The sequence below is a fragment of the Streptomyces sp. NPDC001732 genome, assembly GCF_053596315.1.
Genome location: NZ_JBSFFY010000009.1, coordinates 184,788 through 196,992, shown reverse-complemented (window position 1 = coordinate 196,992; position 12,205 = coordinate 184,788). Strand labels below are relative to the sequence as shown.

Sequence of the window (12,205 nt, the reverse complement as noted above, 5' to 3'; positions counted from 1 at the left end):
TACTCCGGAAGTGACGGATTTGTGATCGAATAGCGCGGGAAAGGTGACGGATTCGGTCGCGTGGATACGGCTTGCGCTCCGCGCGCGGCAGCGTCGACGGTCTCGCACCCGCTGAGCGCCGCGAGTGACTGCACCCGCCCGGACTTTACGTCGATCTGCTGGTCGGCGATGGCCTCGGCGAGGCACGCGACGTGGCCCAGCGCGGCCACCATGGCAGCCTCGATCTCACGCGACCGGCGCCGCCGTTCTGGTGTGGCTGAGGATCAGTGCGGCGGCCTGTCGGCGAACCCTGCTGTGGCTGTACTCCCACCAGACTGCCCCCGCCCCTGAACTCGACCGCCCGAACAAGGCCATGTCGGTACGGTCGGTATCAGTGAAAGTGCTCGAAATCCGGGTGCTCGCGGCGCATCACTGCTGGTCGCGAGGCCTGCTCCCTGCGCGCGGGGACCATACGCTCGGCGTCGCCCGCTGCGGACGGATCTGGGGACCAACCCCGCACGCGCGGGGACCACAGCTCCGCCCCCGGCACCGGACGATCCCCCTCGGGACCAACCCCGCACGCGCGGGGACCACAGTTCGTGACCTGCGACGTTATCGCGGCAGGGTGTCGATTTTACTTACTCTCATAGATTCCGGCATAACGGTCATAGGGGTTGTCCTGCTCGGCTGGCGGGTTGGTGTTCGTGCGGTGCGATCGTCTCGAATCATTTTCTCCCCTCCTCGACTTCTCGCCTCTTCTCACCTCCTCAACCCCTCAGTTCCGCAAGGACTTGCCGAATCCCGCCGCCAGTGGCATCCGCAGGCCCAGGGGTGGCGGGGCCGCGAGGGCGTCGGCGACGGGGCGGGCGTAGGGACGGTCGAAGAGGGAGCCTCGGATGAAGTCGGTTGCCAGGGCTGAGACTTCGGATCGGTGCTGGCGGAGGGAGTGGCCGTCGGAGTGGACCTCGAAGCGGCAGGTGTCGCGGTTGGTCTTCTTGGCGCGTTCGGCCAGGCGGAAGGAGAGTTCGGGGTCCGTGCGGGCGTCGTTGGTGCCGTGGACCAGGAGGACCTGGCGGCCGAGCAGGTGCTTCACCGGCTCCGGGGGGTCGGTTTCGTCCTCCGGTAGCCAGGGGGCCATCGCGAGGACGGAGCTGACCGCCGGGTGGCCGCCCGCGCGGAGGGCTGCTCGGCCGCCCATGCCGTGGCCGGCCAGGCAGACGGGGACGTCGCCGTATCGTCGTACGACCTCGTCCGCCGCCCACTCGGCGTCCGCCGCGAGATGGGCGGCCGTCGCGTTCCAGCCGCGGCAGCGGTAACGGACCACGTGTGTGGCGAGTCCGTCCTCGCGGCCCGCGCGGGCCAGAGTGCGGGCCAGGGGGAGTTGGAGTGCGTAGGAGATGGGGGAAGGTCGGCGGTGCGAGTCGGCCTCGCCGTCCGGGAGCAGCAGAACCACGCCGCTGACCGCTGTTGGTGCTCCGGCCGTTCCGACGGCCCGTCCCAGCCTCGCAGCAGGCAGGGGGAGTGCGCGCTGTGCCATGGCAGAACAGTGTCAGAAGGGCGGGTGTACGCCACCCGTATTCGCGGTCACTGTTACGTATCGACAAGCGACATCTACGCGCGTAGGCGCTAGAGTGCGCAGATGATGAGCCCGACCCTTCACCTGCCCGGCCAGGATCAGATCCGGCGTGCCCCCAAGGTCCTTCTCCACGACCATCTCGACGGTGGTCTGCGCCCGGGAACGATCGTCGACCTCGCTCGCGCGAGCGGCTACGACGCACTTCCCGAGACCGAGCCCGACAAGCTCGGCATCTGGTTCCGCGAGGCGGCCGACTCCGGGTCGCTGGAGCGCTACCTGGAGACGTTCGCCCACACCTGCGCCGTCATGCAGACCCGTGAGGCGCTGTTCCGGGTGGCCGCCGAGTGCGCCGAGGACCTTGCCGCGGACGGGGTCGTCTACGCCGAGGTGCGGTACGCCCCCGAGCAGCACCTGGAGGCCGGGCTGACCCTCGAAGAGGTCGTCGAGGCGGTCAACGCGGGCTTCCGCGAGGGCGAGCGCAGGGCCCGTGAGGACGGCAACCGCATCCGGATGGGGGCGCTGCTGACCGCGATGCGGCACGCCGCCCGCTCCCTGGAGATCGCCGAACTCGCCAACCGCTACCGCGACCAGGGCGTCGTCGGCTTCGACATCGCGGGCGCGGAGGCGGGCTTCCCGCCCACCCGCCACCTCGACGCCTTCGAGTACCTCAAGCGCGAGAACAACCACTTCACCATCCACGCGGGCGAGGCGTTCGGGCTGCCGTCGATCTGGCAGGCCCTCCAGTGGTGCGGCGCGGACCGGCTCGGCCACGGCGTCCGCATCATCGACGACATCGAGGTCACGGACACCGGCGTGAAGCTCGGCCGCCTCGCCTCCTACGTACGGGACAAGCGCATCCCGCTGGAGCTGTGCCCGACCTCCAACCTGCAGACCGGCGCCGCCGCCTCGTACGCCGAGCACCCCATCGGGCTGCTGCGGAAGCTGCATTTCCGGGCCACTGTGAACACGGACAACCGCTTGATGAGCGGTACGACCATGAGCAATGAATTCGAGAAGTTGACCGAGACTTTCGGATACACGCTCGACGACATGCAGTGGTTCACCGTCAATGCGATGAAGTCGGCATTCATTCCTTTCGATGAACGTCTGGCGATGATCAACGACGTGATCAAGCCCGGATACGCCGAGCTGAAGTCCGAGTGGCTCTTCGAGCAGACCGCTGCGACCAGCGTGTCTTCCGCCTCCACCGACTGATTCGGTGACGGCGCGGTCGGCGCCCGGGACGGCAATCTCCCGGGCGTCGGCCTTCTTTTTTCGATCTTCTTTCGAATTTTCCGCGTGTCGTCATGTTTGCGGGAAGGCGCTGGGCTGACTAATTTTCAGACGCCACGTCCCTCTCCCCAAGGATGAATTTCACATGAAGCAGTCTGCTGCCAGGACTCTCGGCGTCGCCGTTCTCGGTGCCGCTTTCGCCGCTGCCGCCGCGGGCACCGCCTCCGCCGCCGTACTGCCGGCCGACGCCGCCACCACCGCCCTGCCGGTCGCCGGTGCGGCGCTGGAGACCGCGACCCGGGCCCTGCCGGTCGAGGACACCGCCACCACGCTCCTCGGCAAGGGCCAGCAGAAGCTCGTCGGCGACGTCACCGCCCCGGCCAAGGGTCTGATCGGCGGTCTGCCCGCAGGTGGCCTGAACGCCAACGGCCTGACCGCCAACGGTCTGTCGACCAGCAACCTCCCGCTCGGCGGCTGATCCCGCACCACGTGCATACGCCTGTGGGCGGACACCCGGACCGGGTGTCCGCCCACAGGCGTATGCACGTACGAGGTCACCAGGCGGTGGCCGACGTCTTCTCGGAGGGGAACAGCACCCACAGCGCCAGGTAGAGCAGGAACTGCGGCCCAGGCAGCAGGCAGGAGACCAGGAAGATGATCCGCATGGTTCCCGCGGAGGTGCCGAAGCGCCGTGCCAGCGCTGCGCACACTCCGCCGATCATGCGTCCGTCCTGGGGGCGGGCAAGTGCGGCCATGGTGGGCTCCTTCGCGAACCGTTGCTGGGGAGCAGCTCCGTCGTGCTCCCGATGCATCCATGGTGGCCCGACGAACAGGGGCAAAGCGTCGATCTACGGGGCGATCCCGACCCTGGGAATCGTCGGGGTCGCACCCTGACCCCTCTCACCCCTGGGGTGGGGCACCGCCCCGTCCCGCTCCTGCTCCTGCTTCCGGCGGCGCAGCCGCGCCCGGCACATGGGGACGACCAGCAGATGGGCGAAGGCCACGCCGATGGTGTTCAGGAGCAGCGAGTCGACGTCGACGACCTGGCCGGGGACGCCGGTCTGCGCCAGCTCGATGCCCAGCGAGATCAGCGCGCCCGCGGCGGCGGTGCGGGCCAACGAGGCCCACGGGGAGACGAACAGCCGACCCCCGGCCATCGGCAGCAGCACGCCGAGCGGGGCGAGCAGCAGCAGCCCTTCGCCGATCCGACGGGTGGCCTCGACGGGGCCGAGGGACAGGTCCGCTCTGATGCCGGCGAGTGGTTGCAGATTGGAGGCAGTCATCCAGGGCACATCGAGCGGGCGCAGGGTCATCCACCCGACGAACAGCAGATGCGCGAGGAGGAGAGATGCCCCGGCCGCGCGGACACGGATGACGGTCTGACCGTCCGAACCTTGACGCACGCCCCCCAAGACGCGTCACACGGCAGGATCGGTTCCGCATCGCTGGAATCCGGTCCGGGGCGAGGAAGGCTGGGGCAGGGGAGGAGAAGGCCCGTGCCTGCGCCCCTACCTGCGCCCGAACCCGTGCCCGTACCGGTGCCGACGGCCGTGCCCGTATCTACGTCCGTGTCCGTAGCCGCACCCGTGCCCGAACCCGTGCGCCTGCCGTCAAAGCCCCGTGCCCATGCCCAGGGTCGGTACCGTCATGGGGCGGGTCTTCATCTCCGAGGTGCACAGGTATCCGCGCGGCTCGTAGTTCCCGGGGCCGCCCAGTACCACCGTGCCGTCCGGGGCGAGCGACTTGTTCTCCGCGTACGTGCACACGATCTGGGCCAGTGCCTCGGACTGCAGGTCCTCCGGCTGCTTGCTCAGCCGCAGCGCGCCCGGCCGGTCGCCGGTGCGGGCCGGGCCGACCCGGAGGGTCTCCGGGACGGTCGTGGAGTACCCGGCCTTCCGCTCGTCGGCGGGCGGCTTCCGGCGCAGCTCGTCGAGGAGCTCCTGCGCGACCCGGACCCGGTTCGGCCCGGTCCCGTCGGTCGTCCGCACCGTACGGTCCACCGTGACCAGCTGCGAGGAGCAGACCAGGTAGACCTGTACGGGCTCCCCTCGCAGGTCCTGCGTCGCCACGTTCTTCGCGGACGTCGTGCAGGGCACCTGGGACGGCGCGGCCCCGGCGTCCACCGGCACCGACGTGGATCTGATCCCGCAGGCCGAGAGCAGCACAGCCCCGGCCACCGCCCCGGTCAGTGCCAGGGCCGGACGGAGCGTCCGACGGTTCTTGCCGTCCCTCATGTCGCGTCGCCCTCCTCGTCCCGGGCCCCGGTGCCGTGTCCCTCGTCGGAGCGGGGGAGCTGTTCGGCGTCCTGCGGCAGCCGCAGCACGAACACCGCGCCGTCGCCGTCCGGCGAGTTCGCGGCCGTGATGTCCCCGCCGTGGATGTGTGCGTTCTCCATGGCGATCGACAGGCCGAGACCGCTGCCGTCGGAGCGCGGGCGCGAGGCGCTGGCCTTGTAGAACCGGTCGAAGACGTGCGGCAGCACGTCCTCGGGGATGCCGGGGCCGTGGTCGCGGACCTCGATGACGAGTTCGTCGCCCTCGGTCCGCACCGCGACCCGTACCGGCGAACCGCCGTGCTTGAGCGCGTTGCCGATCAGGTTCGCCAGGATCACGTCGAGGCGGCGCGGGTCGAGGCGGACCATCATGCCGCGCTCGGCGTCCAGGTCCACCGCGTCCAGCCAGGCACGGGCGTCGATGCAGGCGGTGACCTGGTCGGCGACGTCGACGGTGTCGAGGACCAGCCGGGCCGTGCCCGCGTCGAAGCGGGTCACCTCCATCAGGTTCTCCACCAGGTCGTTGAGGCGCCGGGTCTCGCTCACCACCAGATGCACCGCGGGCGCGATCATCGGATCGAGACCGTCCGCCTCGTCCTCCAGCACCTCGGTGACGGCGGTCAGCGCGGTGAGCGGGGTGCGCAGCTCGTGCGACATGTCGGCGACGAACCGTCGGCTCGCCTCCTCCCGGGCGCTCATGTCCGCGACCCGCTTCTCCAGCGAACTCGCGGTCCTGTTGAACGTACGGGAGAGATCGGCCAGTTCGTCCGTGCCGGACACCGTGAGGCGGGTGTCGAGCTTGCCCTCGCCGAGCTTGCGGGCGGCGTCGCCGAGCCGCTGCACGGGGCGCAGCACGGTCGTCGCCGCGGCCTGCGCGAGCAGTGCCGAGCCCACCAGCGCGAGCCCGGTGGCGATCCCCAGCGACCAGGCGAGGGAGTTGAGGTCCTGCCGTTCCTGGTCGAGGGACTTCAGCATGTAACCGGTCGGGCCGCCCCCGACGATGTTCGTGCCGCCCACCAGGTACGGGGTGCCCCGGATGCTGGTCCGCTGCCAGAACAGGTGGTACTCGTACTTGTTGCCCGACTCCAGCGCCTGCTTCTCGTTCACGGCCTTCTGCAACGCCCGCGGCACGTTGTCGAGCGTGAAGGTGTCCAGGTCGGAGTTGCCGACGATCGGCTTGCCCGCGTCGCGCTCGTCGACCAGCAGCACGCTGTAGCCGGGCGAGCTGTTCGCCATCTGTGTGGCGGCGTTCTGCAGATCGTCCTTGGTGGGGTGCAGCGGCAGCGTGGCCGCCCGGTTCTGCATCTCCTGGCGGAAGTCCCCGAGCGCGGCGTCCTGCGTACGGGTCAGTACGGCCTCGCGGTTCAGCCAGTACGCGATTCCCGAGGCGGAGACCGCGGCGGTCAGGGCGACCAGCCCGAACACGACGACGAGACGCAGCCGCAGACTGGTCCAGCGGAGCCCGGTCAGCAGGCGCCGCGCGGTGGCATCGCTCACTGAGGCGAGTCCAGCCGGTAGCCCACACCACGGACGGTACGGATCAGGGTCGGTGAGGACGGCACGTCCTCCACCTTGGCGCGCAGCCGCTGCACACAGGCGTCCACCAGCCGGGAGTCACCGAGGTAGTCGTGCTCCCAGACCAGCCGCAGCAGCTGCTGCCGCGACAGGGCCTGGCCCGGACGGCGGCTCAGCTCCAGCAGGAGCCGCAGCTCGGTCGGCGTGAGCTGGAGGTCCTCCCCGTTCTTGGTCACGGTCATCGCGGACCGGTCGATCACCACGTTCCCGAAGGAGGCGGAGTCGGTGGACTCGCGTTCGCCGCGGCGCAGCACCGCGCGGATACGGGCGTCGAGCACCCGGCCCTGCACGGGCTTCACCACGTAGTCGTCCGCGCCGGACTCCAGCCCGACCACGACGTCGATGTCGTCGCTGCGCGCGGTCAGCAGAATGATCGGCAGCTGGTCGGTGCGCCGGATGCGCCGGCACACCTCGAAACCGTCGATGCCGGGCAGCATCACGTCCAGCACGATCAGATCCGGCCGCTGCTCACGCAGCAGTTTCAGGCCGTCCTCTCCCGTCGCCGCAGTGGCCACGCGGTGGCCCTGGCGCGACAGCGAGAGTTCGAGGGCCGTGCGGATGGCGTCGTCGTCCTCGATCAGCAACAGGAAAGGCACGCTGGTCATTCTGACCCATGGGGGAGCCCCAGTTCGACCGTTGCGGCCGACTCATACCCCCGGCGCACCCCCGGCGCACGGGCGACAGCCCCTGTGACAGGCCTGTGACAGTCGGCGGACAACGCCATGAAACTGCCCCGGCAAGCTCTTCGACACAAGGAACGGACGGACTCCACCGATGGGGGGCGCGAGATGAACACAACTCACAGCATCACCGCAAGCGCAGTTGTCACGCGTCTCCACGATGTCGGCCGGAGCACCGAGAAGTCCGGGACGGAGCGCAGCCGGGACCTCGGGGGAGGGCGGGGGTGCGTTCGTGGTGCCGGGCGTCAGCACGCGTCGTGCATGACGGTGGTCGACGCTCCTGCGGGGGGCAACGGGGGGAACAACGGGGGCAGCGCGTACGGGGAGGGCACGGGGGAGCGGAAGGCCCCGGCGCAGGCCGAGAACGCCGAAGCGGCGTTCACCGCCTACGTCCGGGAGCGCCGCGCCTCTCTGTACGCGACCGCCTATCACCTGACCGGTGACCGGTTCGAGGCCGAGGACCTGCTGCAGAGCGCCCTCTTCTCGACGTACCGGGCGTGGGACCGGATCAGCGACAAGGCGGCGGTCGGCGGCTACCTGCGCCGCACCATGACGAACCTGCACATCAGCGCCTGGCGCAGGCGCAAGCTCAACGAGTACCCGACCGAGGAGCTGCCGGAGACGGCGGGCGACACGGACGCGATGCGCGGCACGGAACTGCGCGCCGTGCTCTGGCAGGCGCTGGCGCGGCTGCCCGAACTCCAGCGCACGATGCTGGTCCTGCGCTACTACGAGGGCCGCACCGATCCGGAGATCGCGGCCATCCTCGACATCAGTGTCGGCACGGTGAAGTCCAGCATCTGGCGGTCGCTCCGCCGGCTGCGTGAGGACGAGGTCCTCAGCTTCGGCCGTGACCAGGAGGAGTCCTTCGGCGAGCTGGTGGCCTGAAGGCGAGGGGGAGCAGGGGGATCAAGGGGGAAACCAGGGGGACCTACGGGGGCGCCGCTTCGGGGGAGGCGGCGTAGTACGGGGGAAAAGGGAAAAAGGGAAAAGCTGCGGGGTCGGACAGGCCGGGGGGTCCTGTCCGGCCCCGTCGGCATGAACCGGGGTGTTTGCGGGCCGGGTTCTTCGGGGCCGGGTTCTCCGCGAGCTCGGTTCTCCACCGGCCCGCCCCTTCAGGGACCTGGTTCTCCACCAATCCGGTTCCTCACCGGCCGGGTTCCTCAGGGACCTGTTTTCCCGCCGACCCGGTTTCCCGCCGGCCCGGTCCTTCACGGGCCGGGCTTCGCCGGCACGCCGTTCGCCGTTCCGTGTGAGGCGGGTGCCCGGCGGCATCGGCCCGCCGCGGCGGCGGCCAGGCGGCCCAGGGCCTCCTCCTTGCCGCAGGGGTACGCGCCCAGAGCCGTCTGCCGGGCCACGATCCGCCGTTCCGCCCGCATCAGCCGCCAGCCGCGCCTCAGCAGGAACGGCACCGACTTGCGGCCCTCGCGCAGGTCCCGCAGCAGTCGGCGGCGGAACGTCGTCGTCGGACGGCCGCGCAGGCACAGCGCGTCGGCGAGCACGCCCAGTTCCTGGCACCGCTCGACTATGTCGGCCGCGAAGATCCCCTCGGCCACGAACAGCGGCGTGCGCTCGATGTGGAGGGTCTCCCGGTCGACCCGCGCACTCGTGGCGATGTCGTAGACCGGGACGTCCGTGCGTCCCGTGCGGCACAGTTCGACGATCGCGGCCACCGCCGCGTCCGCGTCCCAGGACTGTGCGGAGTCCCAGTCGATGTCCGTGCTGCCGGGAACGAGCGGCAGCGTGGGGTCGTCGCCCTCCTTGTAGAAGTCGTCCAGGCGCAGCACCGGCAGGTCGGTGCGGGCGGCGAGGGAGGACTTGCCGGAGCCGGAAGGGCCCGCGAGAAGCACCACGCGGGTCGGGATCGGTTGGGAATTCACAGGACACGAGTGTGAGGCATCCACCCGCGCAGGGGATCCCCCGGTACCCGTGTTGGTATCCAGCATCACACCTCAACTACTCTACGCACTCAGATGATTACTCGATCGTCTCGATCAGGTGGGAACCACATGGCACGTCACGCAGTTTCCAAGTCCCGGCGCCGCGCCCTGCTGCGGGCAGGTCTGACCGTCACCGCGGTGGGTGCCGCGCTCGGTGCGGGAGGTGCGGCGGCCCAGGCGGCGCCGCTGCCCCTCGCACCGGTCGCGGGTGCCGACACCGGCCTCGGCGAGGACGCCGACGCGGCGACGGGCGCGGTGGCCGGGGCGCTCGGGCAGTCCCTCAAGCACGGCATCGCCCCGGTCACGCATCTGCGCCTCGACCCGCTGGCCGGGACGGGCACGGACCCGCTGGACAACGGCCTGGAGACCCAGATCGCCGACTTCAAGCCGCTCTCCACGACCGCCGTCACCGACCCGCTGACCAGCGGCGGCGCGCTGAAGGACCTGCCTGTGGTGGGGCCGGTGGCCCAGGCGCTGCACGGCGGCTGAAACGACGGCGGCCCGCCCCTCCGGGACTCCGGAGGAGCGGGCCGCCGCCCTGCCGCACGGGCCGGCCGGCGGTCGGGGGGAACACACGGGCCGGCCCGGGGCACGGGGAGGGTTGGTCAGTGCCTCAGTACGAGGAGCCCGACGCGCCCAGCGCGCCCGTCGGGTGCCAGACCGTCTTCGTCTCCAGGAAGGCCGTCAGACGGTGGGTGTCCGGGGTGGCCGTCCAGTCCGCGGTGCCGTCGCCGTCGGTGACCTGCGGGCGCAGGACGCGCTTCAGGTTGTCCGCCGCCGCGATCTCCAGCTCCTTCGCGAGCGCGGCGTCCGCACCCGTGAGGTCGATGGCGTTGACGTCCTGGTGGGACGCGAGCGGCGTCGCGATCTCCGCCGTCCTGCCGGACAGGACGTTCACCACGCCGCCCGGCAGGTCGGAGGTGGCGAGCACCTCGCCCAGGGAGAGCGCGGGCAGCGGGGCGTTTGCCGAGGCGACGACGACCGCGGTGTTGCCGGTCGCGATCACCGGGGCGAGGACCGAGACCAGGCCCAGGAACGACGACTCCTGCGGGGCCAGGACCGCGACCACCCCGGTCGGCTCGGGCGTGGACAGGTTGAAGAACGGGCCCGCGACCGGGTTCGCCCCGCCCACCACCTGGCCGATCTTGTCGGTCCAGCCCGCGTACCAGACCCAGCGGTCGATCGCCGCGTCCACGACGGCCGCCGCCTTGGACTTCGACAGGCCCTCGGCCTCCGCGACCTCCCGCACGAACTGGTCCTTGCGGCCCTCCAGCATCTCCGCGATGCGGTAGAGGATCTGGCCGCGGTTGTACGCCGTCGCGCCCGACCAGCCGCCGAACGCCTTGCGGGCGGCCACGACCGCGTCACGCGCGTCCTTGCGGGAGGACTGCGGGGCGTTCGCCAGCCACCTGCCCTTGGAGTCGGTCACCTCGTACACCCGGCCGCTCTCGGAACGGGGGAACTTGCCCCCGACGTACAGCTTGTAGGTCTTGAAGACGCTCAGACGGTTATCGGACATCGAGGTACGCCTCCAGGCCGTGACGACCGCCCTCGCGGCCGAAGCCCGACTCCTTGTAGCCGCCGAAGGGCGAGGTCGGGTCGAACTTGTTGAACGTGTTGGCCCAGACGACGCCCGCCCGGAGCTTGTTCGCCACCGCGAGGATGCGGGAGCCCTTCTCCGTCCAGATGCCGGCCGAGAGGCCGTACTGGCTGTTGTTGGCCTTGGCGACCGCCTCGTCGGGGGTGCGGAAGGACAGCACCGAAAGCACCGGGCCGAAGATCTCGTCGCGCGCGACGGTGTGCGCCTGGGTGACGTTGGTGAACAGCGTCGGGGCGAACCAGTAACCGGCGGAGGGCAGTTCGCAGGGCGCGGACCAGCGCTCGGCGCCCTCCGCCTCGCCCGTCTCGGCGAGTGCGGTGATCCGGGCGAGCTGCTCCGCGGAGTTGATCGCGCCGATGTCGGTGTTCTTGTCCAGCGGGTCGCCCAGCCGGAGCGTGGACAGCCGGCGCTTCAGGGCGTCCAGCAGCTCGTCCTGGATCGACTCCTGCACGAGCAGGCGCGAACCGGCACAGCAGACCTGGCCCTGGTTGAAGAAGATGCCGGTGACGATGCCCTCGACGGCCTGGTCGATGGGGGCGTCGTCGAAGACGATGTTGGCGCCCTTGCCGCCCAGTTCGAGGGTGACCTTCTTGTCCGTGCCGGCGACCTGGCGGGCGATGGCCTTGCCGACCGCGGTCGAACCGGTGAAGGCGACCTTGTTCACGTCCTCGTGCGCGACGAGGGCGGCCCCCGCGTCCCCGTAGCCCGGAAGGATGTTCACGACACCCTTGGGCAGGCCCGCCTGGCGGCAGATGTCCGCGAAGAACAGCGCGGAGAGCGGGGTCGTCTCGGCGGGCTTCAGGACCACCGTGTTGCCGGTGGCGAGCGCCGGGGCGATCTTCCAGGCCAGCATCAGCAGCGGGAAGTTCCACGGGATGACCTGGCCCGCGACACCGAGCGGACGCGGGTTCGCGCCGAAACCGGCGTGGTCCAGCTTGTCGGCCCAGCCCGCGTAGTAGAAGAAGTGCGCCGCGACCAGGGGGAGGTCCGCGTCGCGGGTCTCCTTGATCGGCTTGCCGTTGTCGAGGGTTTCGAGGACGGCGAGCTCGCGGCTGCGCTCCTGGACGATCCGGGCGATCCGGAAGAGGTACTTGGCACGCTCGGAGCCGGGCAGCGCCGACCACTTCTCGAACGCCTTGCGGGCCGCCTTCACCGCCCGGTCCACGTCGGCCGCCCCCGCCTGCGCGACCTCGGAGAGCACCTCCTCGCTGCTCGGCGAGACGGTCTTGAAGACCTTGCCGTCGGCCGCGTCGGTGAACTCGCCGTCGATGAACAGGCCGTACGAGGGCGCGATGTCGACGATCGAGCGCGACTCGGGCGCGGGCGCGTATTCGAATGCAGATGCCATGG

At 70.5% G+C, this 12,205-nt stretch carries 13 protein-coding genes; 4 read left to right on the top strand and 9 right to left on the bottom strand.

Annotated elements, in window-relative coordinates:
* Positions 1-754: 754 nt before the first annotated feature.
* A complete protein-coding gene (locus ACWCXX_RS13035; RefSeq protein WP_451126411.1) occupies positions 755-1,516 on the bottom strand; it encodes an alpha/beta hydrolase in 762 nt (253 codons plus the stop codon).
* Between the two features lie 102 nt (positions 1,517-1,618).
* Here ACWCXX_RS13035 and ACWCXX_RS13030 point away from each other — a divergent pair, with 102 nt between their 5' ends.
* Positions 1,619-2,770, top strand: coding sequence for an adenosine deaminase (locus tag ACWCXX_RS13030; protein ID WP_451126409.1), 1,152 nt, complete (start codon positions 1,619-1,621; stop codon positions 2,768-2,770).
* A 163-nt stretch (positions 2,771-2,933) separates the two neighbouring features.
* Positions 2,934-3,266 (top strand): hypothetical protein, encoded by a 333-nt coding sequence (locus ACWCXX_RS13025; protein WP_451126408.1) that lies wholly within the window; start codon positions 2,934-2,936, stop codon positions 3,264-3,266.
* A 76-nt stretch (positions 3,267-3,342) separates the two neighbouring features.
* Here ACWCXX_RS13025 and ACWCXX_RS13020 read toward each other — a convergent pair whose 3' ends face one another.
* The 5 genes from ACWCXX_RS13020 to afsQ1 form a co-directional block, all read right to left on the bottom strand.
* Complete coding sequence (locus tag ACWCXX_RS13020) at positions 3,343-3,543, bottom strand: PspC domain-containing protein (protein ID WP_451126406.1); 201 nt, start codon at positions 3,541-3,543, stop codon at positions 3,343-3,345.
* A 93-nt stretch (positions 3,544-3,636) separates the two neighbouring features.
* Entirely contained in the window at positions 3,637-4,191 is a 555-nt protein-coding gene (locus tag ACWCXX_RS13015) for a VanZ family protein (RefSeq protein ID WP_451126404.1), read from the bottom strand.
* A 207-nt stretch (positions 4,192-4,398) separates the two neighbouring features.
* A complete protein-coding gene (locus ACWCXX_RS13010) occupies positions 4,399-5,022 on the bottom strand; it encodes a hypothetical protein (RefSeq protein WP_451126402.1) in 624 nt (207 codons plus the stop codon).
* Complete coding sequence (locus ACWCXX_RS13005; protein ID WP_451126400.1) at positions 5,019-6,557, bottom strand: ATP-binding protein; 1,539 nt, start codon at positions 6,555-6,557, stop codon at positions 5,019-5,021. The genes ACWCXX_RS13010 and ACWCXX_RS13005 overlap by 4 nt, the downstream gene beginning before the upstream one ends.
* The gene (afsQ1, locus tag ACWCXX_RS13000; protein WP_176729344.1) at positions 6,554-7,231 is read right to left on the bottom strand and encodes a two-component system response regulator AfsQ1; all 678 of its coding nucleotides are present in this window, start codon (positions 7,229-7,231) and stop codon (positions 6,554-6,556) included. Before afsQ1 ends, ACWCXX_RS13005 begins: the two co-directional genes overlap by 4 nt.
* A gap of 192 nt (positions 7,232-7,423) precedes the next feature.
* Between afsQ1 and ACWCXX_RS12995 the strand changes: the two genes are divergently transcribed.
* Entirely contained in the window at positions 7,424-8,203 is a 780-nt protein-coding gene (locus ACWCXX_RS12995; RefSeq protein ID WP_451126398.1) for a SigE family RNA polymerase sigma factor, read from the top strand.
* 323 nt (positions 8,204-8,526) lie between these two features.
* Here the strand turns inward: ACWCXX_RS12995 and ACWCXX_RS12990 are convergent, their stop codons facing one another.
* On the bottom strand, positions 8,527-9,261 hold the full coding sequence (locus ACWCXX_RS12990; protein ID WP_451126396.1) for a uridine kinase: 735 nt from the start codon (positions 9,259-9,261) through the stop codon (positions 8,527-8,529).
* A 63-nt stretch (positions 9,262-9,324) separates the two neighbouring features.
* On the opposite strand from ACWCXX_RS12990, the gene ACWCXX_RS12985 reads away from it, so the two are divergent.
* On the top strand, positions 9,325-9,744 hold the full coding sequence (locus ACWCXX_RS12985) for a hypothetical protein (RefSeq protein WP_451126395.1): 420 nt from the start codon (positions 9,325-9,327) through the stop codon (positions 9,742-9,744).
* Between the two features lie 124 nt (positions 9,745-9,868).
* On the opposite strand, the gene ACWCXX_RS12980 is transcribed toward ACWCXX_RS12985, so the two are convergent.
* Together ACWCXX_RS12980 and ACWCXX_RS12975 are read right to left on the bottom strand one after the other, a co-directional pair.
* Positions 9,869-10,774, bottom strand: a complete 906-nt coding sequence (locus ACWCXX_RS12980) for an aldehyde dehydrogenase family protein (RefSeq protein ID WP_451126394.1) — start codon at positions 10,772-10,774, stop codon at positions 9,869-9,871.
* Positions 10,764-12,203: an aldehyde dehydrogenase family protein gene (locus ACWCXX_RS12975; RefSeq protein WP_451126393.1), complete on the bottom strand. Its 1,440-nt coding sequence runs from the start codon at positions 12,201-12,203 to the stop codon at positions 10,764-10,766. Before ACWCXX_RS12975 ends, ACWCXX_RS12980 begins: the two co-directional genes overlap by 11 nt.
* Positions 12,204-12,205 lie beyond the last annotated feature (2 nt).

Coding starts and splice junctions, on each gene's coding strand:
- ACWCXX_RS13035 (WP_451126411.1), bottom strand. CDS start 1,516: ATGGCACAGCGCGCACTCCCCCTGCCTGCTGCGAGGCTGGGACGGGCC.
- ACWCXX_RS13030 (WP_451126409.1), top strand. CDS start 1,619: ATGATGAGCCCGACCCTTCACCTGCCCGGCCAGGATCAGATCCGGCGT.
- ACWCXX_RS13025 (WP_451126408.1), top strand. CDS start 2,934: ATGAAGCAGTCTGCTGCCAGGACTCTCGGCGTCGCCGTTCTCGGTGCC.
- ACWCXX_RS13020 (WP_451126406.1), bottom strand. CDS start 3,543: ATGGCCGCACTTGCCCGCCCCCAGGACGGACGCATGATCGGCGGAGTG.
- ACWCXX_RS13010 (WP_451126402.1), bottom strand. CDS start 5,022: ATGAGGGACGGCAAGAACCGTCGGACGCTCCGTCCGGCCCTGGCACTG.
- ACWCXX_RS12995 (WP_451126398.1), top strand. CDS start 7,424: ATGAACACAACTCACAGCATCACCGCAAGCGCAGTTGTCACGCGTCTC.
- ACWCXX_RS12990 (WP_451126396.1), bottom strand. CDS start 9,261: ATGCTGGATACCAACACGGGTACCGGGGGATCCCCTGCGCGGGTGGAT.
- ACWCXX_RS12985 (WP_451126395.1), top strand. CDS start 9,325: ATGGCACGTCACGCAGTTTCCAAGTCCCGGCGCCGCGCCCTGCTGCGG.
- ACWCXX_RS12980 (WP_451126394.1), bottom strand. CDS start 10,774: ATGTCCGATAACCGTCTGAGCGTCTTCAAGACCTACAAGCTGTACGTC.
- ACWCXX_RS12975 (WP_451126393.1), bottom strand. CDS start 12,203: ATGGCATCTGCATTCGAATACGCGCCCGCGCCCGAGTCGCGCTCGATC.